The sequence below is a fragment of the Streptomyces sp. F63 genome (assembly GCF_018070345.1).
GTDB lineage: Bacteria > Actinomycetota > Actinomycetes > Streptomycetales > Streptomycetaceae > Streptomyces.
Genome location: NZ_JAGPXX010000005.1, coordinates 245,459 through 270,227, shown reverse-complemented (window position 1 = coordinate 270,227; position 24,769 = coordinate 245,459). Strand labels below are relative to the sequence as shown.

Below are 24,769 nucleotides of genomic sequence, written 5' to 3'. Positions count from 1 at the left end.
GCACCCGGATCACCGCGACGGACGGGTCCCGTCGGGGCGGCACGGGGGCGGGGGCCCGGCCGGAGGACGGCCGCTCGACGTGTGCGGCCGGTTCCCGGCGCCCGCACGGCCACAACCAAACCGCCGTCAACCGGCGGCCGTCAGCGGTAACGTGCGCAGCAGGGCGGGCCCGCCGGCAACGGGTGACCACGGTCCCGCCCCTGGCCGGGCTCAGTCGCTGGAGGAGCGGGACGGGCTTTCCGGGGAGGGGCGGCGGATCGTCAGGACGAGAAGCCTGCCGCCCTGCCAGAGGGCGTCCCCGATCAGGATGAACGTCCACAGCCGGCCCGCGCCGTAGAGCAGGCCGGTGACGGGCGAGTCCTGCACTCTGCCGCCGCTGAGCAGCAGTTCGCCGAAGTCCCCGGTGAGCAGGTCCCTCAGCCAGGACAGGCCGACGACGAGCAGGACGAGCTGGGCCCCCGCGAACAGCGCGGCGTGCAGGCCCAGTTCACGCCGGATCTGCCGGGGCGTCTTCTGCTTCCCCTTCTCCTCCCGCCCGGGCCGCCGCTGCGTCGCCGCCGTCTTCGTGCCCGCCTCCGCCCGGCTCTCCGCTCCGGACGCACCGTCCGCCGCGACCGACGCCTGCGGCTTCTCCGGCCGTCCCGGCCGCTCCGGCGCCGGGGGTGGGACGTCGGCGACCCCGAGCCTCCGCACGGCGCGCGGCACGACCACCGCCCCGGCCAGCAGGGGCACCGCCGCGACGAGGCAGGCGGCGGTCCAGTTGACGCCGTCGTAGAGCGCACCCGCCGCCAGCGCCCCGGTCAGGGCCCCCAGCAGGCGCGCCGATTCGTACACCCCCATCCCGCGGCCGGCCTGTTCGCCCGACGCCTCGGCGATCACCGCCTGCCCGATCGGGATGACGGCCGCCCAGGCCAGCCCGCTGAGGATCCACAGTCCCGCGATCACGAACGGGTTCGGCGCCCACGCCAGCCCGACGGCGAAGGCCGCGCTGGAGAGCGAGGCGGCCATCAGCACCCGCGAGCGGCCGAACCGCACCACATACCTGTGCAGGTGTTCGGCGGCGACGCTCATGGCGATGGCACCGGGCAGGAACACATACGCGATCTCGCCGATCTCCAGGCCGAAGCCGCGCTGCAGGTGCAGGAGCAGCAGCAGGGAGACGGCGGACTCGGCCGTCATCGTCAGCACCACGGCGAGCAGCATGGGCCGCAGCCTGCGTTCCACGGCGCCGAGACCGGCCGCGGCCGTTCCCTCCGCTGTTTCTCCTTCCGTGCCTTCCGTGCCTTCCACGACGGTCCGCGGGTGCCCGGGCCTCCGGGGCGAGACCAGCAGCAGCACCGCGGCGGCCGCGCACGCCGCAGCGCAGGCGAGGAAGACGCCGGTGTAGCCGATGAGGCCGATCAGCGTCAGACCGGCGATGAACGCCACCCAGGCGCCGGTCTCCTGGGAGGACAGCAGCCGGGGGAAGACCGCGGAGTCCTCCGCGAGCCGTTCGCTGACGATCGCCCGGACGCTCACCCACAGCAGCGCGCCGCCCACACCGCCGACGGCGGCGGCCGCGTAGGCGACGGGGGCACTCTGCGCGAGCGCGTAGCCGGCGGCCGAGACGCCGTAGAGCGCGGCTCCCGCCGCGGCCACGTACCGGCGTTCGACGGTGTCGGCCAGCACACCGGCGACCGGTCGGAAGAGCATCGACAAGACCATCTCGACGGCCAGCAGCACGCCGACCTCGGTGGCGCTCAGCCCGATGGCCGCCCCGGCCCACAACGGCAGGACGAAATCGATGAGTTCGTTCGGGCCATTGGTCAGCATGGCCGCGAGCAGCGTGTTCCCCTCGCGCCGCCGCCTGCGCGCGTCAGCGTCCGCTTCCGTCCCCGTGGTCACCGGAACGTGTTCGGTCATCCTCATCCCCCGTCGGACCGTCGTTCGAGCGGCTTCGACGCTATGACGGGCCGGTCGGTGATGGCAAAGGGCAATGCTGCCGGGGGTGTTGACGCACCCCGCTGTGCGGAAGCCGCGCCGCGAGGGGCCCGCCGGGAGCGCGCCACTCGTGTTCTCCCGGTGGCGGCGGGCTGGGGTCCGGTGCCTGCGGCGCGGACCTCAGACCTCTTTGATGAGAGCGGTTATAATAACTGCATCTATACAATGTGGGGCCCTATGGACAAGCCTGCCGAGATGTTCGACCGCGAGTTCGAGTGGGCCGAGCTGACGCGGTTCGCAGCCCTGCCCGGTCCGAGGGCCACGCTCGGTGTGGTCTCCGGCCGCCGAAGGCAGGGAAAGACCTTCCTGCTCGATGCCGTCACCCGTGCCACCGGCGGCTTCATGTACACCGCCACGGAGACCACGGAGGCCGACGCCCTGCGTCAGTTCGGCGAGGCGCTGGCCCGCTATCGCGGCCAGCCCACCCCGTTCCGCTTCGCCCACTGGGACGAGGCCGTAACCGAACTCCTGCGCATCGCTGAAACGGACAGCCCGACGGTGGCGGTGATCGACGAGTTCCCCTTCCTGGCCAAGGCTTCGCCTTCTCTGCCTTCCATCATCCAGCGGGCCCTGGACCCCGCCGCCCAGCACACCAACACCCCTGTACGCCTGTTGCTGTGCGGTTCGGCGCTGTCCTTCATGGGAAGGCTGCTGTCCGGAAACGCTCCGCTGCGCGGCCGCGCGGGGCTCGAACTCGGGGTCCCCACCCTGGATTTCCGTCTCGCGGCCGAGTTCTGGCAGATCACCGACCCGCGTACCGCGCTGCTGACCAACGCCGTCGTGGGCGGCACACCTGCCTACCGCCGCGAGTTCACCCAGGGCGACACCCCCGCCGGGCCGGACGACTTCGACGACTGGGTCTCCCGCGCCGTGCTCAACCCGGCGCGCCCGCTCTTCCGGGAGGCCCGCTACCTTCTTGCCGAAGAGCCCGAACTCCACGACACCGCTCTGTACCACTCCGTACTGGCCGCCATCGCCGCGGGCAACGCCGCCCGTGGCGGTATCGCCGACTACCTGGGCCGCAAAGCCACCGATCTCGCACATCCGCTGAGCGTGCTCCAGGACGTCGGCATGATCACGCACGAAGCGGATGCCTTCCGCCGCAACCGCTCGGCGTACCGCATTGCCGAACCGCTGGTCACCTTCTACCACGCGGTCATGCGTCCGGCCTGGGGCGACTTGGAACGCCCGGGGCGCGCGCCCGGCGTGTGGCGCCGCGCGCGGACCACCTTCCTCAGCAAGGTCGTCGGCCCGCACTTCGAGCAGGTCTGCCGGGAATGGGCCCGTTGGCACGCTGCGCCCGAGACCCATGGCGGTCATGTGACGCGAGTGGCCGGCGGCACGGTCAACGACCCCGCCGCCAGAACCAGCCACGAGGTCGATGTCGCCGTTCACGGCGAGAACGGTGACGGTCGCGAGGCGCTGCTCGCCATCGGGGAGGCCAAGTGGAGCGACGTGATGGGGGCTGGCCACCTGGCACGCCTCCGGCACATCCGCGGCCTGCTGACCGCACGTGGTTCGGCCAGCGAGGCGACGAGGCTCCACTGCTTCAGCGGCACCGGCTTCACCGAGGAACTCCGTCACCTGGCGGAGAACGACCCCACCGTCCAACTGATCGGCCTGGACCGCCTTTACCACGGGGAATGACCCACGACGGCCGGGCTACGGCCGCCTCAGAGAACCGGCGGACAGCCCAGCCGGGTCAATGGACAGCCGCAGACCGTGGTACTCGTCCTCTTCGCGGATGGGCACGGTCTTGAGCGTGGTGGGGTCGAATGCCACGCCATCGTCGACCTCTGTGGCAGCGATGGCGGCGATCCGTCGGATGATCTCGGTTTCCTCACCGGGGAACGCGCGGCCCGGGGATGTCGATGTCGCGGGTCATCCGGCGGGCGCCGAACTGGGCGAGCAGGAGACCGCCCTTGAGGACGAAGTGCTTGCCGCCGAGTGGAGACGTCGCCAGGCGGTAGAGGAAGCGTTCGCGTACGTATTCGACCATGACCTCGTCCGTGGAACGGCCGCTGCGGCGAGCCAGGTTGCGGAGGTCGTTGTAGACGCGGCCTGCGGCGGTGTCGCGGGTCGGATTGACCATCAGGCGAGCACCGCCTCTACGGCGGGGCGGATCACGGAGAGCGCGTCCAGTTCACGGGCGATGTGCTGGAGCTCGCCTACTCCGCTCCGCCCATTGCGCCGCAGGTAACGACCGAGTGCGGACAGGGCCAGGCTCTCGCCGATCCTGCCGCGATGCCGCATCGCGTCGACGACACTGCGGGCGGCACCGTACGTGGGGATCGCCTCTCCCGGAGCAGCCTCGAAGGGTTCGATGCCAAGGTCGAAGGTCTTCGCCGAGTACTGCGCCACCACGGTCGGGGGGTAAGAGATGGCGGGACGGCGCGAGCCGCGCGGGACTGCGATGTGCACCGCACTGGGGATGTCGTCGATCAGCTCATGGAGAGCCAGGGCGGACTCTCCGCATACGACGGCGCGAGGTGCCCGTCTGCAAACGCCCAGGAGGTCCGTGTGAGCGGTCTCCGGTGCGTCCGCCCGCCGATAGACGCCGCGCGTGAGCTCGTCCACATCTCCATCCGTGACCAAGGCCGCCAGGTCGCGGGACGAGAGCGATGCCTGGCGTGCCTGGGCGGTCGTGAAGGTGGGAGGGAGCGTCGCCAGCCGTCGTTGGCAGCGCGGACCTGCTGCGGGGTTCATGTATCAAAGTGCACCCCTGTTCATTGCTTAGGGGGTCGATTTGATACGTGTGGGTGTGCCGGGCCCCTCGGCGCCGGACTGTGACCGGAGGCAGGGGGTGCACTGGCGGCGCCGATGTCGGGCGCGCCGGTCGGGGCCGATTCCTCAGCACTCGATGACGTTCACCGCCAGGCCGCCCCGCGCGGTCTCCTTGTACTTGACCTTCATGTCGGCGCCGGTGTCCTTCATGGTCTTGATGACCTTGTCCAGGGAGACGTGGTGGCGGCCGTCGCCCCGCAGGGCCATGCGGGCCGCCGTCACCGCCTTCACGGCGGCCATGCCGTTCCGCTCGATGCACGGGATCTGGACCAGGCCGCCGACCGGGTCGCAGGTCAGGCCGAGGTTGTGTTCCATGCCGATCTCGGCGGCGTTCTCGACCTGCTCCGGGCTGCCGCCCAGGACCTCGGCGAGGCCGCCCGCGGCCATCGAGCAGGCCGAGCCGACCTCGCCCTGGCAGCCGACCTCCGCGCCGGAGATCGAGGCGTTCTCCTTGAAGAGCATGCCGATGGCCCCGGCGGCCAGCAGGAAGCGGACGACGCCCTCGTCGTCGGCGCCCGGTACGAACCGCGTGTAGTAGTGCAGGACGGCCGGGATGATGCCCGCCGCACCGTTGGTCGGGGCGGTGACGACGCGGCCGCCCGCGGCGTTCTCCTCGTTGACCGCCATCGCGTAAAGCGTGATCCACTCCATGGCGCGGGCCGGGGCCTCGCCCTCGGCGCGGAGCTGGCGGGCCGAGTTGGCGGCGCGGCGGCGGACCTTCAGGCCCCCGGGAAGGATGCCCTCCCGGGACAGGCCGCGGTCCACGCAGGCGCGCATGACCCGCCAGATCTCCAGCAGGCCCGCGCGGATCTCCTCCTCCGTCCGCCACGCCTTCTCGTTCTCCAGCATGAGGGCCGCGATGGACAGCCCCGTCTCGCGCGAGAGGCGCAGCAGCTCGTCGCCGGTGCGGAAGGGGTACTTCAGCACGGTGTCGTCCGGCTTGATCCGGTCCTCGCCCACCGCGTCCTCGTCGACGACGAAGCCGCCGCCGACGGAGTAGTACGTCTTCTCCAGCAGGGCCCGGCCCCCGGCGTCCGCGGCCGTGAGCGTCATGCCGTTGGCGTGGTACGGAAGTGAGCGGCGCCGGTGCAGGACGAGCTGGGAGGACTCGTCGAAGCCGATCTCGTGGGCGCCGCCGGCCTCGGCGGCGAGGAGCCGCAGCCGTCCCGTGGAGCGGATGCGGGCGATCTCGTCGTCGGCCCGCTCCACATCCACGGTGCGCGGCGCGTGGCCCTCCAGGCCGAGCAGGACGGCTTTGGGGGTGCCGTGGCCGTGGCCGGTGGCGCCGAGGGAACCGAACAGTTCGGCGCGGACCGAGGCCGTCTCGCCCAGCAGGCCCTCCCGCTGCAGCCGCTTGACGAACATGCGTGCGGCCCGCATCGGGCCCACGGTGTGGGAACTGGACGGTCCGATGCCGATCGAGAAGAGATCGAAGACGGAGATGGCCACGGTGGTACTCCCGGATCGTCCCCGTGGTGGCGGGGAAACGGGCCGCCCGGCGGTCCACGGGATGGGGGGCCGGACGGCGGTGCGGGCGATGGGGGGCGCACGAGGCGGCACGAGGGATGAGATGCCGCCAAGGGCAATATACGGGGCGGAAACCGGGCATGCCGGGCCGCTCGTTCCCGCCCCGTGCCGCCCCGCGGCCCGCCGGTCGGGCGGGCCGCGGAGCGCGCGGGCTACTTGAGCCCGGGGTACAGCGGGTGCTTCACCGTCAGGGCGGAGACCCGGGCGCGCAGCGCCTCGGCGTCGTAGCTCGGCTTGAGCGCCTCGGCGATGATGTCGGCGACCTCGCGGAAGTCGTCCTCGCCGAAGCCGCGGGTGGCCAGTGCCGGGGTGCCGATCCGCAGGCCGGAGGTGACCATCGGGGGGCGCGGGTCGTTCGGGACGGCGTTGCGGTTGACCGTGATGCCGACCTCGTGGAGGCGGTCCTCGGCCTGCTGCCCGTCCAGCTCGGAGTTGCGCAGGTCCACCAGGACGAGGTGGACGTCCGTGCCGCCGGAGAGGACGGAGACGCCGGTCGCGGTGACGTCCTCGGCCATCAGCCGCTCCGCGAGGATCTTCGAGCCGGCCAGGGTGCGCCGCTGGCGGTCCTTGAACTCCTCGCTCGCGGCGACCTTGAAGGCCACGGCCTTGCCCGCGATGACGTGCATCAGCGGGCCGCCCTGCTGGCCGGGGAAGACCGCCGAGTTGATCTTCTTGGCCAGTTCGGCCGTGGAGAGGATCACGCCGCCGCGCGGACCGCCCAGCGTCTTGTGGGTGGTGGTGGTGACGATGTGGGCGTGCGGCACCGGGGAGGGGTGCAGGCCCGCGGCCACCAGACCGGCGAAGTGCGCCATGTCCACCATGAGGTACGCGCCGACCTCGTCGGCGATCCGCCGGAAGGCCGCGAAGTCGAGCTGCCGCGGATAGGCGGACCAGCCCGCGATGATCAGCTTGGGCCGCTCCTCCTTGGCGAGCCGCTCGACCTGGTCCATGTCGACCCGGCCGGTCTCGGCGTCGACGTGGTAGGCGGCCACCTTGTAGAGCTTGCCGGAGAAGTTGATCTTCATGCCGTGGGTGAGGTGCCCGCCGTGCGCGAGGTTCAGGCCCAGGATGGTGTCCCCGGGGCTGAGCACGGCGGCCATCGCGGCGGCGTTCGCCTGGGCGCCGGAGTGCGGCTGGACGTTGGCGGCCTCGGCCCCGAACAGCTCCTTGATCCGCTCGACGGCCAGCCGCTCGACGACGTCGACGTGCTCGCAGCCGCCGTAGTAGCGGCGGCCGGGGTAGCCCTCGGCGTACTTGTTGGTCAGGACCGAACCCTGGGCCTCCAGCACCGCGACCGGCGCGAAGTTCTCCGAGGCGATCATTTCCAGGGTGGACTGCTGGCGGTCGAGTTCGGCGTCGACGGCGGCGGCGACGTCCGGGTCGACTTCGTGCAGGGAGTCGTTGAGAAGCGACATCAGGTCTTCCCGATCGGTGGCAGGGAGGGGCGTCAGTTGCCGGTGAAGGCCGCGTACTCGTCCGCGGAGAGCAGCTCCGGCTCGCCCGCGCTCTCGTCGATCTTCACCTTGAACAGCCAGCCGCCCTCGTAGGGGGCGGAGTTCACCAGCGCGGGATCGTCCACGACGTCCTGGTTGACCTCGGTGATCTCGCCGGAGACCGGCGCGTACAGGTCGCTGACGGACTTGGTCGACTCCAGCTCACCGCAGGGTTCGCCCGCGGTGACCGTGTCGCCGGCCTCCGGAAGCTGGACGTAGACGACGTCACCGAGCGCGTCGGCCGCGTGGGAGGTGATGCCCACGGTGGACACGCCCTCCTCGGCGGCGGACAGCCACTCGTGCTCCTTGCTGTAGCGCAGCTGCTGGGGGTTGCTCATGACCTGATTCTCCTGGATTCGGTGGCGTGCTCGTGGCCGGGTCTTGACACGTGGGACGGACGGCGGGGAATTGCGGGGGAAACGTCGGAGAGCGGAGGAAGGGCGGAAAACGGGAGGCTCAGCGCTGCCGCTGGTAGAAGGGCAGGGCCACGACCTCGTACGGTTCGTGGCGGCCGCGGATGTCCACGGCGACACCGGGGGTGCCCGGGGCCGCGTACGCGGGGTCGACGTACGCCATGGCGAGCGGCCTGCCCAGGGTCGGCGACGGGGCGCCGGAGGTGACCTCGCCGATGGTCCCGCCGCCGTCCGCGGCCACCACCGGGTAGCCGGCGCGCGGCACCCGGCGGCCCTCGGCGACCAGGCCGACGAGCTTCCGCGGCGGGGCCTCCGCGGCACGGGCCGCGGCGGCCTCCAGGGCCTCGCGGCCGACGAAGCGCCCGCCGTTGGTGGTCTTGTCGAACTTCACCACCCGGCCGAGCCCGGCGTCGAACGGGGTGAGGGCGGTGCTCAGCTCGTGCCCGTAGAGCGGCATGCCCGCCTCCAGGCGCAGGGTGTCCCGGCAGGACAGGCCGCAGGGGACCAGTCCGGCGTCCTTCCCGGCCTCCGTCAGCGCCCGCCACAGCGGCTCGGCGTCGCCCGGGGCGACGAACAGTTCGAAGCCGTCCTCGCCCGTGTAGCCGGTCCGGGCGATCAGGGCGGGGACGCCGGCGACGGTGCCGGGCAGCCCGGCGTAGTACTTCAGGCCGGCCAGGTCCGCGTCGGTGAGCGAACCGAGGATGCCGGGGGACTCGGGGCCCTGCACCGCGATCAGCGCGTAGTTCTCGCGGTCGTCGGCCACGGCCGCGTCGAAGCCGGCGGCGCGCTCCGTCAGCGCGTCCAGCACCACCTGGGCGTTGGAGGCGTTGGCGACGACCAGGTACCGCTCCGCGCCGAGGCGGTAGACGATCAGGTCGTCGAGGATGCCGCCGCCCGGCTCGCAGATCATCGTGTAGCGGGCGCGGCCGGGCGCGACGGCGGAGAGGTGGCCCACCAGCGCGTAGTCCAGCAGCTCCGCGGCCTGCGGGCCGGTCACGGTGATCTCACCCATGTGGGAGAGGTCGAAGAGGCCGGCGCGGGTGCGGACGGCGGTGTGCTCGTCCCGCTCGCTGCCGTAGCGCAGCGGCATGTCCCAGCCGGCGAAGTCGGTCATCGAGGCACCGAGCGAGCGGTGCAGCGCGTCGAGCGGGGTGCGGCGAGGGGCGTCGGTCATGGCGATGGCTCCCGGACGAAGGTGGCGGAACTCTGCGCGGCGTCGGCCACACAGTCTCCCCATCTGTCATGGAACCTGAGAGCTTCGCCACAACCGTACGTACGGTACGTACCGGGGGTGCGGCTTGCACCTTGGGTGGGGGCGCCCCGGAGGGACGGCCCGCTTTCCAGATTTGCCTCGTCCGCGCGGTACGGGGCCTGAGAGATTCAAGGGAGGACTTGCTCCTTCGGCGCCCCGGGGCGGCGCGGCGGCCGGACCGGGGACTCTCCCGCGCGGATTCGAACGGCGGTATGCAGTTGGCGCCGTCATCATCGCACGGGAATCGGAATACCGGACCGGAGGGAACCGGAGAACCGGTCCGGACGGTCCGTCTCATCAGCACATCGCGGAATCGCGCACCGGGTATCGACGTTGTAACGCGGCACCGTTCTTGCCAGGGTGGCCGGGCAGTCCGGGGTGACAGCACAGAGGGGGGACGATCAGGTGCAGGTTCGGGTCCAGGGGATGTACGCCGTCGGGCCGCGGGCCGCGGCGGGTCCGGGCAGCACGAGTCCGGGCGGCACGAGTCCGGGCGGCACGGTGCCGGGCGGCACGGTGCCGGGCACGGGTCCGGAGACCGCCGCGGAAGCGGAGCCCTCCGCCGTATCCGGGGACGGGGCGGGGGAGTGGGCGGCGGCCGCGCCCGTGCCCGCCGCCGGCCGGGGCGCGGCCGAGACCGATCTGCGCGGTCGCCGGCCCTCCGCGCTGCGCTACCCGCCCGGGGACGTCCTCGTCGTCTCGGGGCTGCCCGGCAGCGGCAAGAGCACCCTGATCACCCGGGCCACCGCCGCCCTCGACGCCCGCGGCGCCGCCGTCCACCGCGTCGACTCCCAGGACGCCCGGGACCGCTGGCAGCGCCGGCTGCCCGCCGCCCTGCCGTACGCCCTCTACCGCCCCCTGGTGCGCGCCGCGCACTACGCCGGGCTGCGCCGGGCGCTGCGCTCGGGCGGGAGCGTCGTCGTCCACGACTGCGGGACGCTGCCGTGGGTGCGCCGCTGGCTGGCGCGTGACGCCCGGCGGCGGGGCCGCGGTCTGCATCTGGCGCTGCTGGACGTTTCCCCGGAGACGGCCCTCGCCGGGCAGTTGGCGCGCGGCCGGGGGGTCTCCGGGTACGCCTTCGGCCGCCACCGCCGGGCGGTGGCGCGGCTGGTCGCCGAGGCGGAGGCCGGCCGGGCGCCGGAGGGCTGTGTCTCGGTGGTGCTGCTCGACCGCACCTCCGCGAGCGCGCTGGACAGCATCGGCTTCGGCTGACCCGGACCCCGGATCCCGGACCCCGGACCCCGGACCCGTACCCCGGGCCCGGGCCGTCCGGTCCCGCGGATTCCGCAGGGGCACGGGACCGGCCCGGCGGGCTCCGGCCGTGAGCGCGATCCCGTGGGCCCGCACCGCGGAAGGGTCAGTCGTACCGCCCTCGGCGCGGGGAAGCCCGGAAGGTGCGGTGAAGCGGCGGGAAATCCGCGGTAATCCGCCCTGCCGGGCCCCTGGCCGTACCCCGGTGGGCCGGCGCTAGGGTTCTGCTACCCGGATCCCTGTCGACGCCGGCCGCCGTGGGCGGCGGCCGTGTGCGACGGCGTCCGCGCGGGCCGCGCCGGCTGCGGCCGTGCCGGGCTCCGGGGGACAGGCCCCGCGGCGCCGGGCGGCGCGGACGAGACGTGGTGGGAACGGCATGAGCATCGACGGCACGAGCATCCCGGAGCAGCACGAGCGCACCCCGGCCCCGGCGGGGATGCCCGGGGTGTCCGGGGGTGCGCCGGGCGGGTTCCCCCGCAACGAACTGGAAGAGGTGCTCGCCGCCTCGCTCGGGGTCCCCGGGGCGGGCGCCCGGCTGATCGAGGTCCTCGGCCGCAGCCGGGTCTGGGTGCCGCTGCCGAACGGCGGCGGGCCGTCCAGCCCTCACCTGGACCTGCCGACCCTGGACGTGGCGGGCATCGCCTGCGTCCCCGTCTACAGCTCGGAGGAGGAGTTCCTCCGGGGCACCGGCCCGCACATGCCCTGCACCGTCGCGCCCGCACGGGAGTTCGCCCGCGGGCTGCCGCCGCAACTGGGCATCGCCGTCAACCCGGGCGGATCCTCCGTCGGAGTGCCGCTGCCCCCGCCGGCCGTGGCCGAGCTGTGCCGCACCGGCCGCGGCGAGAGCGGGCCCGGCGTCCCGTCGGGCGGGCGGGTGCGGCTCTTCGAGCCGGACTGGCAGGACGAACCGGTCGACTTCCTGGCCGCCGCCGCCGGGGAGTTCACCACAACGGGGGTCGTGCTCACCGCCCGCCGCACCCTCGCGAGTGTCGAGGGCGACCCTCCGGCGCTCTTCGTCGGCGTCGAGCTCTCCCGCTGCGAACCCGAGGACCGCGTCCGGGTGCACGACGCGCTCGGCCGGGCACTCGGCGCGGTGCCGGTGCCGTGGCCCGTGCAGATGGTGCTGCTGGACATCGCGCAGGACCCGGTCGCGGACTGGATGCGGGCGCGGATCCGCCCCTTCCACACCGCCGGGTGACGCGGGGCCGAACACAGGCGCGGCGCGGCCGGGAACGGCCGGTGTGCGACACCCGGACGGTGGACGGGGCGGCGGGCGCTGCCGTGTCCGGTCCGTAAGCTGGTTGGATGACCCGGCGGGGCGCGAACGACGCGCACCGCGGCGGTGCCGAGAGGCAAGACGAAGGGGCGGAACCAGGTGAGCGCGGGCGGGGACAGGGAGCAGATCGAGCAGCTGCTGCCACAGGTGACGCCCGGCCGGTATGACGCCTACGAGGCGCTGCTGCGGGCCCTCGCCGACGGGCAGGTGTGGATGCTGCTGTGGCACGGCCATCCGGGAACGCCCGACGCCCAGTACGGCAACATGGAGGTCGACGGCTACGGCTACGCCCCCTGTGTGACCTCCGCCCAGGAGCTGGCCGCCAGCGGCTGGAACCGGGCGCACGAGGTGGTCGGCGGCCGCGAGATCGCCGCCTCCCTCTTCCCCGACCGCTGGGGCCTGTGGCTCAACCCGCACGCGCCCGGCGGCGGCGTCGGCATCCCCTGGGCCGATCTGCGACGGGTCGCCTCCGGGCTGGACCGGCTGCCCGCCGGGCCGTTGCGGATCACCGAACCGGCCGTGGAGATCCCGCAGTTCTACGCCCTGCTCACGCAGAACGCCCATCACACGCCCGCCGTACGGGCGCTGCGCCGCGCCTGGGTGCAGCCCTCGGTCGGGGTGCCGTATCTGGCCATCGGTCTGGAGCTGTACGACAACGGGCCGCAGGCCGTGGAGTCCGTGCGCCGGATGATGGGCCAGTCCATCGGCGCGGTGCCCGACGGGCTGCCGGTGTCGACCGTCGCGCTGTCCGACGAGTACGACCCCGTGGCCCTGTGGATGCGCGCCAACTCCCGGCCCTTCTTCGACCGCGAGGGCTACGCCGCCGGCCCCGGGGCCGGGGTGGTGCCGGGCGCCGGTCCCGCCCCCGGCTACGGTTATCCGCCGCCGCACGGCATGCTGCCGGGCGCCGCGCCGCGCTGAGACCCGCTCAACCCCCTTGCGCGGGACGCCGTATGCCCGTGCGATAGCACTCCAGACCACCCGGGGCGCATCGCGTCAACCGGCTCTGATCTGGGCATATCCGGTATATGCGCTGTCCGGGTCTCAGGTATGTATCACCGCTATGCGGACTGTTCACCGCGGGGATGGTCGTCTGTAGTGTTCGGGCGGTCAGCGCCTCTCAATACCGTTCATCCCTGGGGTGGAGCATGCGAATAGGAAAATCCAGAGCCGCTCGGGCGGTTGTGGTCACCTTGGCGATGGGGCTGGCCGTGACCAGCTGCGCCAGTGACCGGGACAACGGCGGCAAGGGAGAGGCGGGTGACACCTTCATCTTCGGTGCCGCGGGTGACCCCGGCTCCCTCGACCCCGCCCTGGCCAGTGACGGCGAGACGTTCCGCGTCACCCGCCAGGCCTTCGAGGCCCTCATCGAGCACGAGCCGGGCGGCAGCAAGCTCGTCGGCGGCCTCGCCAAGTCCTGGGAGGGCAGCGAGGACGGCACCGAGTGGACGTTCAAGCTCCGCGAGGGCGTGAAGTTCCACGACGGCGAGAAGCTGACCGCCGAGGCCGTCTGCAAGAACTACGACCACTGGTACAACTGGTCGGGCACGTACCAGAACAGCGCGGTCTCCTACTACTGGCAGACCATCATGGGCGGCTTCAAGAAGAACGAGGACAAGGAGACGCCCGAGGCGAACTACGTCTCCTGCACCGCCGAGGACGAGCTGACCCCGGTCATCAAGGTCAAGGAGGCCACGGCCAACCTCCCCGGCGGCTTCTCCCTCCAGGCGCTCGCCATCCACTCCCCGAAGGCGATCGACGCCTACGAGAAGGAAGAGGCGAAGGGCGAGGGTGACGCGATCACCTACCCCAAGTACAGCCAGGAGGCCGGCACGGTCGCCGGCACCGGCCCCTTCAAGATCGCGAAGTGGAACAAGGGCAACAAGGAGATCACCCTTGAGCGCTTCGACGACTACTGGGGCAAGAAGGCCGGCGTCGAGAAGCTGGTGTTCCGCACCCTCGACACCGAGGAGGGCCGCCGCCAGGCGCTGCAGGCCGGTGACATCCACGGCTACGACCTGGTCGCCCCCGCCGATGTGAAGACGCTGGAGAAGGACGGCTTCCAGGTCCCGACCCGCGACGTCTTCAACATCTTCTACCTGGGCTTCAACCAGGAGAACAACAAGCTGCTGAAGAAGAAGGAAGTCCGCCAGGCCATCGCCCACGCGATCGACCGGGACAACATCGTCGAGACGCAGCTCCCCGAAGGCGGCGTCAAGGCCAGCCAGTTCATGCCCGACACGGTCGCCGGCTACTCGGGCGACGTGAAGGTCTACGAGCAGGACGTCAAGAAGTCCAAGCAGCTCCTCGCCGACGCCGGCGCGAAGAACCCGACCCTGGACTTCTGCTACCCGACCGAGGTCACCCGCCCGTACATGCCGGCCCCGGCCGACATGTTCGAGCTGATGAAGGCGGACCTGGAGAACGCCGGCATCAAGGTCAAGCCGCGCGCCATGAAGTGGAACCCGGACTACTTGGACTCCGTCCAGAACGGCAAGTGCAGCCTGTACCTCATGGGCTGGACCGGTGACTTCAACGACGGCTACAACTTCATCGGCACCTGGTTCGGCGGCTACGACAAGCAGTGGGGCTTCAAGAACGACAAGGTCTTCGACGCCATGAAGGCCGCCTCCTCCGAGCCCGACGCCGAGAAGCGCACCGAGCTGTACAAGAAGGCCAACGAGGTCATCATGGACTTCCTGCCCGGTCTGCCGATCTCCTCGTCCCCGCCGTCCATCGCCTTCGCGAAGGACGTCAACCCGCCGAAGGTCTCCCCGCTGACGCAGGAGAACTTCGCCGAGGTCTCCTTCAAGTAACACAACCGAGCAAGTCCAGGTCCGCCCGGCCACGGCACATCAGGTGGCCGGGCGGACGTGGTTGCGATCCATGACCAGAAAGGGGTAGCGCGGGGTGTTGCGTCTCGTAGTACGCAGACTGCTGCAGCTCATACCCACACTGCTAGGCCTGTCCGTCCTGCTCTTCCTCTGGCTGAACAAGCTCCCCGGAGGACCGGCGGCGGCCCTGCTCGGAGAACGGGCCACCGAAGCGGACAAGATCCGGATCGAGCGCGCCCTCGGGCTCGACCAGCCCGTGTGGGTGCAGTACGGCCGCTTCCTCAAGCGGCTGGGAGAGCTGGACCTGGGCACCTCCACCCAGACCGGCCAGCCCGTGTGGGACGAGTTCGCCCGGCGGTTCCCCGCCACGGTCGAACTCGGCCTCTTCGCCATGCTCATCGCCGTCGCGGTCGGCATCCCGCTCGGCTACTTCGCGGCCAAGCGCCGCGGCAGCTGGCTCGACGTCTCCGCGGTCTCCGGCTCCCTCGTCGGGATCTGCGTCCCGGTCTTCTTCCTGGCCTTCCTCCTGCGCGCCGTCTTCGCCGTCAACCTCGGCTGGTTCCCCAGCTACGGCCGGCAATCCACCGGGCTGAACGCCACCGAGGTGACGGGCTTCTACGTGCTGGACGGCATCCTCACCGGTGAGTTCGACGCCGCCTGGGACTCCCTCATGCATCTGGTGCTGCCCGCGCTGGCCCTCGCCTCCATCCCGCTCGCCGTCATCGTCCGGATGACCCGGGCCAGCGTGCTGGAGGTGCTCGGCGAGGACTATGTCCGCACCGCCGAGTCCAAGGGCCTCCAGCAGCACGTGGTGCGCGGCCGGCACGTGCTGCGCAACGCGCTGCTGCCGGTGGTCACCGCCGTCGGCCTGCTCACCGGCAGCCTGCTGTCGGGCGCGGTGCTCACCGAATCCGTCTTCGCCTTCGGCGGCATCGGCTCCTTCCTGCGGACCGCCATCGAGGGTCGCGACTACCCGGTGCTCGTCGGCTTCATCCTCTTCATCGCGCTGACCTACGTGATCCTCAACCTTCTGGTCGACCTGGCCTACAACCTCATTGACCCGAGAGTGCGGGTGCACTGATGAGCACCAAGACCGACAAGATCGACCGGCTCGCGGAGCTCACCGCACAGACCGAGAGCGCGACCGGCCACAGCCTCTGGTATGAGGCCTTCCGCCGGCTGCGCTCCAGCAAGATGGCGATCATCGGCGCCGGCATCATCGCCCTCTTCATCCTGATAGCCCTGATCGGCCCGTGGATCGCCCCGTACTCGCCGACCGCCCAGCTGTGGCGGGGCGAGGTCATTCCGGCCCGCTCCGTCTTCGTCGGACCGCGCGCCGAGAACTGGTTCGGGCTGGACCACCTCGCCCGGGACGAGTTCTCCCGGATGCTCGTCGGTGCCCGGCAGACCCTGCTCGTCGGTGTGGTGGCCACCCTTCTCGGCTTCACCGTCGGCTGTCTGATCGGCGTCGCCTCCGGGGCCGCGGCCACGCTCGGCGGGCGCGCCGGGCGGCGGATCGACTCCGTCATCATGCGCTTCATCGACATGCTGCTGGCGCTGCCCTCGCTGCTGCTGGCGGTCTCCGTCGCGGCCGTTCTCGGGCAGAGCCTCACCACCGTGATGATCGCGGTCGGTGTGGTGCAGATCCCCATCTTCGCCCGGCTTCTGCGCGGTTCGATGCTCGCCCAGGGCGGCTCCGACTACGTCCTCGCCTCCCGGGCGCTGGGGGTGCGCAAGCGCCGGATCGTGCTCGGCCACATCGTGCCCAACTCGCTGAGCCCGGTGATCGTGCAGGCCACGCTGAGCCTGGCCACCGCCATCATCGAGGCAGCCGCCCTGTCCTACCTCGGCCTCGGCAACCCGGACGCGGCCGTTCCGGAGTGGGGCGTCATGCTCTCCCAGGCGCAGGACTTCTTCGACTCGGCGCCGATGCTCGCGGTCTACCCCTCGGTGGGCATCATCATCACGGCCCTCGGCTTCACCCTCCTCGGCGAGGCCATGCGCGAGGCCCTCGACCCGAAACTGCGGAGCTGATGACATGCCGTTGCTTTCCGTGGACGAACTGACCGTCACTTTCACCGCGCGCGGACGCCGCGATGTGCGGGCCGTGTCGGGTGTGTCCTTCTCCGTCGGCGAGGGCGAGGTCGTGGGCCTCGTCGGCGAGTCCGGCTGCGGCAAGAGCGTCACCTCGCTCGCCCTGATGGGGCTGCTGCCCCGGCGCGGCGTGGAGATCGGCGGGCGGGCCGGGTTCGACGGCACCGATCTCTTCGGGCTGAGTGACGCGAAGATGCGCGAGATGCGCGGATCCCAGCTCGCGATGATCTTCCAGGACCCGCTCTCCTCGCTGAACCCCGTGGTCCCCATCGGCATCCAGGTCACGGAGATCCTGACCCGGCACCGGGGCCTCAAGGGGCAGGCCGCGCGCAAGGAGGCCGCCTCCCTGCTGGACCGGGTCGGCATTCCCGACCCGTACCGGCGGCTCAAGGAGTACCCGCACCAGCTCTCCGGCGGTATGCGGCAGCGGGCGCTGATCGCCATGGCCGTGGCCTGCGCGCCGCGGCTGCTGATCGCCGACGAGCCGACCACCGCGCTGGACGTCACCATCCAGGCGCAGATCCTCGAACTCCTCAAGGAACTGGTGGACCAGGAGGGCACCGCCCTGCTGATGATCACCCACGACCTCGGGGTGGTCGCCGGACTCTGCGACCAGGTCAACGTGCTCTACGCGGGCAAGGTCGTGGAGTCGGCGGGACGGCGCGAGCTGTTCGACGCCCCCACCCACCCGTACGCCAACGGGCTGCTGGGCTCCATACCCCGGCTCGACGCACCGCGCGGCGAGCCGCTGAACCCCATCCGGGGCTCCATCAACGACAACATCGCCTGGGCGGACGGCTGCGCCTTCGCGCCGCGCTGCGACCACTACACCCTGGAGTGCCTGCAGGGCACTCCCGAGCTGACGGAGCCGCGCACGCCGGGGCACCGGGTGCGGTGCGTCAACCCGGTGCTCGACGCGCCCGGTGCGGGGGACGCGGCCATGATCGAGGCCCCGCACGTCCTTCCGGACGAAGCGGTGCCGGAGGCCGGTGACACCGCCGAACCGGGTGCCGAGCCCGGTGCCGCCGGGGACGAGAAGAACGCCACCGCCACCGGGGCTGCCGCGACCGAGAAGACGGAGGCCACCTCATGAGCCTGCTGAAGCTGGACGGGGTGAAGGTCCACTTCCCCCTGAAGAAGGGCATCGTCTTCGACCGCACGGTCGGCCACGTCTACGCGGTCGACGGCGTCTCGCTCTCCGTCGAGGCCGGGCAGACCTACGGCCTGGTGGGCGAGTCGGGCTGCGGCAAGACGACCCTGGGCCGGGCCATCCTGCGGCTGGTGGACATCACCGACGGTGACGTCGTCCTCGACGGCACCGACCTCGCGCACCTCCCGGAGGAGGAGATGCGCAGGTTCCGCCGCCGGGTGCAGATGGTCTTCCAGGACCCGCTGGGCAGCCTCGACCCGCGGCAGAACATCGAGTCGATCCTCTCCGAGGGCATGGCCGCGCACGGCATCGGCGCCGACCGCGAGGAGCGCCGCGCCCGCATCCAGGAGATCCTCGCCAAGGTGGGCCTGCCCGCCAACGCGCTCTCCCGCTACCCCCACGAGTTCTCCGGCGGCCAGCGGCAGCGCATCGGCATCGCGCGGGCGCTGGTGCTGGAACCGGACGTGATCATCTGCGACGAGCCGGTGTCCGCGCTGGACGTCTCCATCCAGGCCCAGGTGATCAACCTGCTGGAGGAGCTGCAGGAGTCGATGGGGCTGACCTACGTGGTCATCGCCCATGACCTGGCCGTGGTGCGGCACATCTCGGACGTCATCGGGGTGATGTACCTCGGCTCGCTGGTGGAGGAGGCGCCCAGCGACGGGCTGTACGCGGAGCCGCTGCACCCGTACACCAAGGCCCTGATGTCGGCGGTGCCGATCCCCGACCCCGCGGTCGAGGACAGCCGCGAGCGCATCCTGCTCACCGGCGACCTGCCCTCGCCCGCGACCCCGCCCGCCGGCTGCCGCTTCCACACCCGGTGCCCGTGGAAGCAGGACACCCTCTGCGACACCGAGCGCCCGGAGCTGCGGGACCTGGGCGGCGGCCACAAGGTGGCCTGCCACTACGCCGCCGAGATCGCGGCCGGCACGGTCCGCATGAACAGCGCGGTCACCGTCCATGAGCCCGGAGTGGTGACGGCGGAGAAGCCCGAGAAGCCCGAGGGGTCCGAGGAATCCGGGAAGCCCGAGGAGCCGGAGAAGGCCGCCGAAAGCGTCTGACGGCCCGGCGGCGGGCGGCACGGCACGCGGCGCGTAACACGTCACACGGGTCATGACCGCGCCGGCACCGGGCAGAATCGCCGGGTGCTCACCGATCTGTTCACCCCCTCCGTGCTGCACGCGCTGGACATCGCCGGGATCTTCGTCTTCGCGATCTCCGGCGCGCTGCTCGCCGTGCGCAAGAACTTCGACGTGTTCGGCATCGCGGTGCTCGCGACGGCCACGGCGACGGGGGGCGGCCTGATCCGGGACCTGATCATCGGCGCCGTGCCGCCCGCGGCCTTCACCGATCTCGGCTATCTGGTCACGCCGCTGCTCGCGGCCGTGCTGGTGGTCTTCCTCCATCCGCAGGTGGAGCGGATCAACCGGGCGGTGGCCGTCTTCGACGCGGCCGGGCTGGGGCTGTTCTGCGTCGTCGGCACCACCAAGGCGTACGAGTACGGGCTCGGGCTGCCCTTCGCGGCCGTGCTGGGCGTGGTGACGGCCGCGGGCGGCGGTGTCGTCCGGGACGTCCTGGCCAACGAGGTGCCCTCGCTGCTCCGCTGGGACCGGGAGATCTACGCCGTCCCGGCCATCGTCGGTGCCTCGCTGGCCGCGCTGCTCATCCACCTCGGGGCGCTCAACCCGGTCTCCAGCGCGCTCTCCGCGCTCGCCGCCTTCCTGCTGCGGCTCTGCGCGATCCGCTACGGCTGGCGGGCGCCCCGGGCCTGGCACCGCAGGTCGTCGGCGGCGGAGGAGGCGTAGGGGCCGGAGCGGCGCCGGGGCCGGGGAGGCGCCGGGGCCCGGCTCGCCCGTCCCCCGGGCTTCCCGTCGCCGGACGATGCGGGGCGGCCGGTCCGCCCCCCCCGGCCGGTTCGCCGGTGTGCTCGCCCCCGGCCGGTGCTCTCGTCCACGGACACGGCACCGGTCCCCGGGACGGAGCGGCCCCTCAGCCGGGAACGCGGTCCGTTCCGCGCCGCCGGGGCGGCGCGGAACGGACCGCCCCCGGCGCTGCCCGCCGGCTTTCCGTACCGGTGGTTACCCGGCGTCTACCGGCGAGTAATATTTTCGGTGTACCGTACAGTCCATGGCACAGGCAACCATCGGGAACAGCGAGTTCGACCGGGACACGGCGGTGACGCCGCGCGAGCCCGGCGTGCATGACGCGGAGCTGTCGTCCGGCTGGACGATCATCCACGCCGTCAACGGCGGCTACCTCCTCGCCATGGCGGGCCGCGCCCTCGGTGAGGCCCTGCCGCACTCCGACCCCTTCACCGTCACCGCCCACTACCTCACCGCCTCCCGCCCCGGCCCGGCGCGGATCCGCACCGAGGTGGTGCGCACCGGCCGCACCCTCTCCACCGGTCAGGCGTCCCTCACCCAGCTCGACGAGAACGGCACCGAGGTCGAGCGGCTGCGCGTGGTCGCCGGCTACGGGGACCTCGACGCCCTCCCCGACGACGTCCGCACCACCGCCAAGCCCCCCGCCATGCCGCCGTTCGAGGAGTGCCTCGGCGCCCGGCACGCGGACGACGAGGTCGGCGCCCTGCTCGGCGCCACCGAGATAGCCGGCCGGCTCGACGTCCGCCTGGACCCGGCCACCGCCGGCTGGGCCCGCGGCAAGCCCTCCGGCAACGGCGAGATGCGCGCCTGGTTCCGCCTCGCCGACGGCCGCGACGCCGACCCGCTCTCCCTGCTGCTGGCCGTCGACGCCCTGCCGCCCACCGCCTTCGAGCTGGGCCTCTCCGGCTGGGTCCCCACCGTCGAACTCACCGCCCACATCCGCTCCCGGCCGGCGCCGGGCCCGCTGCGCGTCGCCATCACCACCCGCAACCTCGCGGGCGGATTCCTGGAGGAGGACGCCGAGGTCTGGGACAGCCGCGACCGCCTCGTCGCCCAGTCCCGCCAGCTCGCCCGGGCGCAGCTCGGCTGACGGGTGGCGCCGGCGCGACCCCGGAGCCGGGCCCCCGCCCCCGCGCCCGGGCGCCGGGCCGCGACCCGCCCGCCGTGGGCCCGCCACGGAAGCGCACCGCCGTGCACCGGCACCGGCCGGCCGCGGGCCCACCGGACACACGGCACACGGCACACGGCCGCGCGGGACCGGTCCCGCGCGGCCGCCCACTGACCGGAGGGCGCGGTACAGGCCGGGGGCGGCCTTCCGCCCGCGCCGCTCCTCGTAGAATCGTGCGCATCATGGCCTACCTCGATCACGCCGCCACGACGCCCATGCTTCCCGAGGCGGTGGCGGCGATGACCGCCCAGTTCGCCGTCACCGGCAACGCCTCCTCCCTCCACGCGGCCGGGCGGCGGGCCCGGCGCACCGTCGAGGAGTCCCGCGAGTCGCTCGCGGCGGCCCTCGGGGCGCGGCCCAGCGAGGTGGTGTTCACCTCGGGAGGTACGGAATCGGACAATCTCGCGGTGAAGGGCCTCTACTGGGCCCGGCGGGACGGCGCACCGGAGCGCACCCGGATCCTCGCCAGCCCCGTCGAACACCACGCCGTCCTGGACGCCGTCGACTGGCTCGCCGAGCACGAGGGCGCCCGGGTGGAGTACCTGCCGGTGGACTCCGCCGGGCGGGTGCACCCCGAGGCCCTGCGCGAGGCCGTGGAACGGAACCCGGACGATGTGGCGCTGGTGACCGTGATGTGGGCCAACAACGAGATCGGCACGGTCATGCCGGTCGCGGAACTGGCCGCCGTGGCCGCCGGGTACGGCATCCCCGTCCACTCCGACGCCGTGCAGGCGTTCGGGCAGATCGAGCTGGACTTCGCCGCCTCCGGACTGAGCGCCCTCACCGTCTCCGGCCACAAGATCGGCGGCCCGTACGGCATCGGCGCGCTGCTGCTCCGCCGCGATCTGGCCCCCGTCCCACTGCTGCACGGCGGCGGGCAGGAGCGGCAGGTGCGCTCCGGCACCCTCGACGTCCCGGCGGTGGCCGCCTTCGCCGCGGCCGGGCGCCACGCCGCCGAGCACCGCGCGGACTTCGCGCGGGAGATCGGCGCGCTCCGCGACAGGCTGGTGGCGGCCGTACGGGAGGCGGTGCCGGACGCGATCCTCGGCGGCGACCCCGACCCGGCCGGGCGGCTCCCCGCCAACGCGCACTTCTCCTTCCCCGGCTGCGAGGGCGACTCGCTCCTCCTGCTGCTCGACGCCCAGGGCATCGAGTGCTCCACCGGCTCCGCCTGCACGGCCGGGGTCGCCCAGCCGAGCCATGTCGTCCTGGCCACCGGTGCGAGCCCGGAGCAGGCACGCGGCACGCTGCGCTTCTCGCTCGGGCACACCTCGACCGAGGCCGATGTGGACGCGGTGGCCAAGGCCATCGGCCCGGCGGTGGAACGGGCCCGCCGGGCCGGGCTGAGCTGAGCCGGCACGGGGCGGTGCGCGCGGTCCGGACGCCGTCGGCGAGGAACGACGCAGGCCTCGCCGGGCGCCGGGCGCCGGGCGGGAGGCGGGACGCGGCAGGTGGGAGGCGGATCAGCGGACCTCGCCGGTGGCCGCCGGCGCCTCGGCGACTTCAGGGGCGGTCGGCCTCGCGGCAGCGGGCGGCGTGCGGTAGGCGCGCAGAGGCGCGTTGGCCGCGGCCACGGCGGCGATCGCCAGGACGGCCGAGAGCCCGCCGAAGACCAGGGAGAAGGAGGCGGAGGTGGCCGACGCCAGCAGGCCGCCGCGGAAGTTGCCGAGTTCGGGGCCCGCGACACCGATGACGTGTTCCACCGAGGAGACCCGGCCCCGGCAGGCGTCCGGGGTCTCCCGCTGGATCAGGGCACCGCGGGTGACGACGGACACAGTGTCGGCAGCGCCCGCCACGGCCAGGCAGCCGAGCGCCGCCCACAGCGGCCCCGCCAGCCCGAAACAGGCCAGCGCCAGGCCCCAGACACCGGCCGCGGACAGCTGGACCAGGCCGGCACGGCGCCGGCCCGTCACCGTGCCGGAGAGCAGACCGGCCGTGATCCCCCCGGCCGCGACGGCCGAGAGGAACAGGCCGAGGGTCCGTGGACTTCCCCCGAAGCGGGCCTCGTTGACCAGCGGGAAGAGCGCGACGGGCATGGCGAGCAGCGTCGCGGACAGGTCGGTGGCCAGCGAGCCCCAGAGCGTCGGGCGGCGCAGGACGATTCCCCAGCCGCCACGCTCCGGCCGGCGCCTGCCGGTTGCCGCGTCGGCGCCTTCGGGCGGCATGGCGGGCAGGCGGAGCACCGCGAGCATCGAGACCGCCGTGGTCACGGCCTGGGCCGCGTACGCGGCGGGTAGGTCCCAGCGGGCGATGACCAGGCCGGCCAGCGCGGGACCGGCCAGCATCGCCGCCTGGAAGGAGACATTGGCCAGCGCGAGACCGGCGGCGACCTGGTCGCCCGGCAGCAGCCGGACCGGGAAGGTGCGCCGGGCGGGAGCTCCGAGAGCGCCGCAGCTCGTCCCCACGGCCACCAGGGCGAGCAGCAGCAGCACGTCGCGGTTGTCCGCCAGGGCCTGGGCGCACAGTCCCGCGGCGGCCAGCAGCTGGCCCGCGGTGGTGGCCCGCACCAGCGCGCGGCGGTCGAAGGTGTCGGCCAGCGTGCCGCCGAGCAGCCCGAACAGCACCATCGGCAGGCCGGTGGCGAGCCCGATGGCGCCGGTGCCCACGGGGCTGCCCGTCAGCTCCCAGACCTGGGCCAGCACTGCCACGTTGGCCATCTGCCCGCCGAGTTGGGAGGCGGAGGTGCCGATCCACAGGTCGCGGAACGGCTGATTGCCGCGCAGCGGGCGGGTGTCGAGGAAGCGGACGCGGACGCGGACGCGCCGCCTCATCGCGGTGGCTCGACGAGGTGGTGGAGGATCCGCTGCCGCATCGGGCGGCGTTCCAGGGCCCGCCGCACCTCCTCGACCACGGCGGTCATCGCGTACGGGATCTCGCTGTCCAGCTCGGCGACCGTCGCGTGGGTGGCGCGCCACTCCGCTTCCAGGAAGGGCACCAGCGATCGGCCGCGCTCGGTCAGGCCGATGCGCCGGGTGCGGGCGTCGGGCCCCGGCTCGGAGGTGACGAGGCCCTCCTTGCGCAGGGCGGCGACGGTCTGGCTCACCGCGGAGTGCGAGCGGCCCAGGGACGTCGCGAGCTCGCGGATGGTCAGTGGTCCGGTGTGGGCGAGCCGGATCAGCGGATAGGCGAACCGGGGCCGCACCCCCTCGATGCCACGCTCGGCGTAGACCTGCTCGATCTCGGCGTCCATGGCTGCCAGCAGCTCGTGCAGGGAGTGCCAGGGGTCGGGCAGCGTTGTGGGATCCGAAGATGTCACAGCGCTAATATAACAGTGCTGTGATAACTGCCGTCGCGGTCAGCCGCCCACGGTGGGGCGTCCCCCGGGCCTCCTCCTGTGCGGCGTCTCCTCCTGTGCGGCGTCTCCGCCGGATCGGTCCGCGGAACCCGCCCGGTGGTGACCGACGGTGGAACGGACCCGCCGGGCGGGCTGAGCCGGCAGGGCCTGCCGCGAAGCCCGTCCCCGCGCTGTGGCCGGGCGGCCGGGCGGCCGGGCGGCCGGGAGAAAACCGGTCCCCTCCGCCCGCCGCTCCGCGTACGCTGTACGGCGTTTCCCCCGGCCCGGTCGGCCGTGCGCCGGCGGACCGGTACGCCGTCCCGTGACCCCGCCCGCACCGGGCGCCGGGGCCGCGCCGCGGAGACGACCACCGCCGAGACTCCAGCAAGG

General features: G+C 72.7%; 21 protein-coding genes, 1 pseudogene and 1 riboswitch. Of the genes and pseudogenes, 12 read left to right on the top strand and 10 right to left on the bottom strand.

What is annotated here, in order from left to right:
* Nucleotides 1-210: 210 nt before the first annotated feature.
* Entirely contained in the window at nt 211-1,902 is a 1,692-nt protein-coding gene (locus tag KBZ10_RS08555; RefSeq protein WP_210986897.1) for an MFS transporter, read from the bottom strand.
* A 255-nt stretch (nt 1,903-2,157) separates the two neighbouring features.
* On the opposite strand from KBZ10_RS08555, the gene KBZ10_RS08550 reads away from it, so the two are divergent.
* The gene (locus tag KBZ10_RS08550) at nt 2,158-3,627 is read left to right on the top strand and encodes an ATP-binding protein (protein WP_210986896.1); all 1,470 of its coding nucleotides are present in this window, start codon (nt 2,158-2,160) and stop codon (nt 3,625-3,627) included.
* Nucleotides 3,628-3,820: 193 nt separating this feature from the next.
* Here the strand turns inward: KBZ10_RS08550 and KBZ10_RS29225 are convergent, their stop codons facing one another.
* The 7 genes and pseudogenes from KBZ10_RS29225 to gcvT all read right to left on the bottom strand — a co-directional run bounded on the left by KBZ10_RS29225 (nt 3,821) and on the right by gcvT (nt 9,371).
* Nucleotides 3,821-4,072: a nucleotidyl transferase AbiEii/AbiGii toxin family protein gene (locus KBZ10_RS29225; RefSeq protein ID WP_247701997.1), complete on the bottom strand. Its 252-nt coding sequence runs from the start codon at nt 4,070-4,072 to the stop codon at nt 3,821-3,823.
* Complete coding sequence (locus tag KBZ10_RS29220) at nt 4,072-4,344, bottom strand: hypothetical protein (RefSeq protein WP_247701996.1); 273 nt, start codon at nt 4,342-4,344, stop codon at nt 4,072-4,074. The genes KBZ10_RS29225 and KBZ10_RS29220 overlap by 1 nt, the downstream gene beginning before the upstream one ends.
* A 192-nt stretch (nt 4,345-4,536) precedes the next feature.
* Nucleotides 4,537-4,686: pseudogene (locus KBZ10_RS30490) on the bottom strand (type IV toxin-antitoxin system AbiEi family antitoxin domain-containing protein); the annotation flags it as partial.
* A gap of 144 nt (nt 4,687-4,830) precedes the next feature.
* Nucleotides 4,831-6,213 carry an L-serine ammonia-lyase gene (locus tag KBZ10_RS08535; protein ID WP_210986894.1) on the bottom strand — a complete coding sequence of 461 codons (1,383 nt, stop codon included), beginning with the start codon at nt 6,211-6,213 and terminating at the stop codon, nt 4,831-4,833.
* 230 nt (nt 6,214-6,443) lie between these two features.
* Entirely contained in the window at nt 6,444-7,706 is a 1,263-nt protein-coding gene (glyA, locus tag KBZ10_RS08530) for a serine hydroxymethyltransferase (RefSeq protein WP_210986893.1), read from the bottom strand.
* Between the two features lie 32 nt (nt 7,707-7,738).
* A complete protein-coding gene (gcvH, locus tag KBZ10_RS08525) occupies nt 7,739-8,122 on the bottom strand; it encodes a glycine cleavage system protein GcvH (RefSeq protein ID WP_210986892.1) in 384 nt (127 codons plus the stop codon).
* Between the two features lie 118 nt (nt 8,123-8,240).
* The gene (gcvT, locus tag KBZ10_RS08520) at nt 8,241-9,371 is read right to left on the bottom strand and encodes a glycine cleavage system aminomethyltransferase GcvT (protein WP_210986891.1); all 1,131 of its coding nucleotides are present in this window, start codon (nt 9,369-9,371) and stop codon (nt 8,241-8,243) included.
* A 176-nt stretch (nt 9,372-9,547) separates the two neighbouring features.
* A riboswitch (glycine riboswitch) is annotated at nt 9,548-9,652 on the bottom strand.
* A gap of 313 nt (nt 9,653-9,965) precedes the next feature.
* Here gcvT and KBZ10_RS08515 point away from each other — a divergent pair.
* The 11 genes from KBZ10_RS08515 (at nt 9,966) to KBZ10_RS08465 (ending at nt 22,457) form a co-directional block, all read left to right on the top strand.
* Nucleotides 9,966-10,661, top strand: a complete 696-nt coding sequence (locus KBZ10_RS08515; RefSeq protein WP_210986890.1) for an ATP-binding protein — start codon at nt 9,966-9,968, stop codon at nt 10,659-10,661.
* A gap of 475 nt (nt 10,662-11,136) precedes the next feature.
* Nucleotides 11,137-11,898 (top strand): enhanced serine sensitivity protein SseB, encoded by a 762-nt coding sequence (locus KBZ10_RS08510; RefSeq protein ID WP_210986927.1) that lies wholly within the window; start codon nt 11,137-11,139, stop codon nt 11,896-11,898.
* Between the two features lie 177 nt (nt 11,899-12,075).
* Entirely contained in the window at nt 12,076-12,897 is an 822-nt protein-coding gene (locus tag KBZ10_RS08505) for an enhanced serine sensitivity protein SseB C-terminal domain-containing protein (RefSeq protein ID WP_374223324.1), read from the top strand.
* Nucleotides 12,898-13,124: 227 nt separating this feature from the next.
* Nucleotides 13,125-14,792, top strand: a complete 1,668-nt coding sequence (locus tag KBZ10_RS08500) for an ABC transporter substrate-binding protein (protein ID WP_210986889.1) — start codon at nt 13,125-13,127, stop codon at nt 14,790-14,792.
* 94 nt (nt 14,793-14,886) lie between these two features.
* Entirely contained in the window at nt 14,887-15,891 is a 1,005-nt protein-coding gene (locus KBZ10_RS08495) for an ABC transporter permease (protein ID WP_210986888.1), read from the top strand.
* The gene (locus tag KBZ10_RS08490; protein WP_210986887.1) at nt 15,891-16,844 is read left to right on the top strand and encodes an ABC transporter permease; all 954 of its coding nucleotides are present in this window, start codon (nt 15,891-15,893) and stop codon (nt 16,842-16,844) included. The genes KBZ10_RS08495 and KBZ10_RS08490 overlap by 1 nt, the downstream gene beginning before the upstream one ends.
* A 4-nt stretch (nt 16,845-16,848) precedes the next feature.
* Entirely contained in the window at nt 16,849-17,997 is a 1,149-nt protein-coding gene (locus KBZ10_RS08485; RefSeq protein ID WP_210986886.1) for an ABC transporter ATP-binding protein, read from the top strand.
* Complete coding sequence (locus KBZ10_RS08480) at nt 17,994-19,115, top strand: ABC transporter ATP-binding protein (protein ID WP_210986885.1); 1,122 nt, start codon at nt 17,994-17,996, stop codon at nt 19,113-19,115. The genes KBZ10_RS08485 and KBZ10_RS08480 overlap by 4 nt, the downstream gene beginning before the upstream one ends.
* A gap of 84 nt (nt 19,116-19,199) precedes the next feature.
* Nucleotides 19,200-19,859 (top strand): trimeric intracellular cation channel family protein, encoded by a 660-nt coding sequence (locus KBZ10_RS08475; protein WP_210986884.1) that lies wholly within the window; start codon nt 19,200-19,202, stop codon nt 19,857-19,859.
* Between the two features lie 322 nt (nt 19,860-20,181).
* A complete protein-coding gene (locus KBZ10_RS08470) occupies nt 20,182-21,027 on the top strand; it encodes a thioesterase family protein (protein ID WP_210986883.1) in 846 nt (281 codons plus the stop codon).
* A gap of 260 nt (nt 21,028-21,287) precedes the next feature.
* Nucleotides 21,288-22,457, top strand: coding sequence for a cysteine desulfurase family protein (locus KBZ10_RS08465; RefSeq protein ID WP_210986882.1), 1,170 nt, complete (start codon nt 21,288-21,290; stop codon nt 22,455-22,457).
* Between the two features lie 111 nt (nt 22,458-22,568).
* On the opposite strand, the gene KBZ10_RS08460 is transcribed toward KBZ10_RS08465, so the two are convergent.
* A complete protein-coding gene (locus tag KBZ10_RS08460; protein WP_210986881.1) occupies nt 22,569-23,876 on the bottom strand; it encodes an MFS transporter in 1,308 nt (435 codons plus the stop codon).
* Nucleotides 23,873-24,361 (bottom strand): MarR family transcriptional regulator, encoded by a 489-nt coding sequence (locus KBZ10_RS08455; protein WP_307847283.1) that lies wholly within the window; start codon nt 24,359-24,361, stop codon nt 23,873-23,875. The genes KBZ10_RS08460 and KBZ10_RS08455 overlap by 4 nt, the downstream gene beginning before the upstream one ends.
* Between the last annotated feature and the right edge of the window lie 408 nt (nt 24,362-24,769).

Bases quoted from the DNA above. Each gene is read 5' to 3' on its own strand.
- KBZ10_RS08470 (WP_210986883.1), top strand. From the start codon at position 20,182: ATGGCACAGGCAACCATCGGGAACAGCGAGTTCGACCGGGACACGGCG.
- KBZ10_RS08465 (WP_210986882.1), top strand. From the start codon at position 21,288: ATGGCCTACCTCGATCACGCCGCCACGACGCCCATGCTTCCCGAGGCG.
- KBZ10_RS08485 (WP_210986886.1), top strand. From the start codon at position 16,849: ATGCCGTTGCTTTCCGTGGACGAACTGACCGTCACTTTCACCGCGCGC.
- KBZ10_RS08490 (WP_210986887.1), top strand. From the start codon at position 15,891: ATGAGCACCAAGACCGACAAGATCGACCGGCTCGCGGAGCTCACCGCA.
- KBZ10_RS08550 (WP_210986896.1), top strand. From the start codon at position 2,158: ATGGACAAGCCTGCCGAGATGTTCGACCGCGAGTTCGAGTGGGCCGAG.
- KBZ10_RS08555 (WP_210986897.1), bottom strand. From the start codon at position 1,902: ATGACCGAACACGTTCCGGTGACCACGGGGACGGAAGCGGACGCTGAC.
- KBZ10_RS08510 (WP_210986927.1), top strand. From the start codon at position 11,137: ATGCCCGGGGTGTCCGGGGGTGCGCCGGGCGGGTTCCCCCGCAACGAA.
- gcvH (WP_210986892.1), bottom strand. From the start codon at position 8,122: ATGAGCAACCCCCAGCAGCTGCGCTACAGCAAGGAGCACGAGTGGCTG.
- gcvT (WP_210986891.1), bottom strand. From the start codon at position 9,371: ATGACCGACGCCCCTCGCCGCACCCCGCTCGACGCGCTGCACCGCTCG.
- KBZ10_RS08480 (WP_210986885.1), top strand. From the start codon at position 17,994: ATGAGCCTGCTGAAGCTGGACGGGGTGAAGGTCCACTTCCCCCTGAAG.
- KBZ10_RS08460 (WP_210986881.1), bottom strand. From the start codon at position 23,876: ATGAGGCGGCGCGTCCGCGTCCGCGTCCGCTTCCTCGACACCCGCCCG.
- KBZ10_RS29225 (WP_247701997.1), bottom strand. From the start codon at position 4,072: ATGGTCAATCCGACCCGCGACACCGCCGCAGGCCGCGTCTACAACGAC.
- glyA (WP_210986893.1), bottom strand. From the start codon at position 7,706: ATGTCGCTTCTCAACGACTCCCTGCACGAAGTCGACCCGGACGTCGCC.
- KBZ10_RS08500 (WP_210986889.1), top strand. From the start codon at position 13,125: ATGCGAATAGGAAAATCCAGAGCCGCTCGGGCGGTTGTGGTCACCTTG.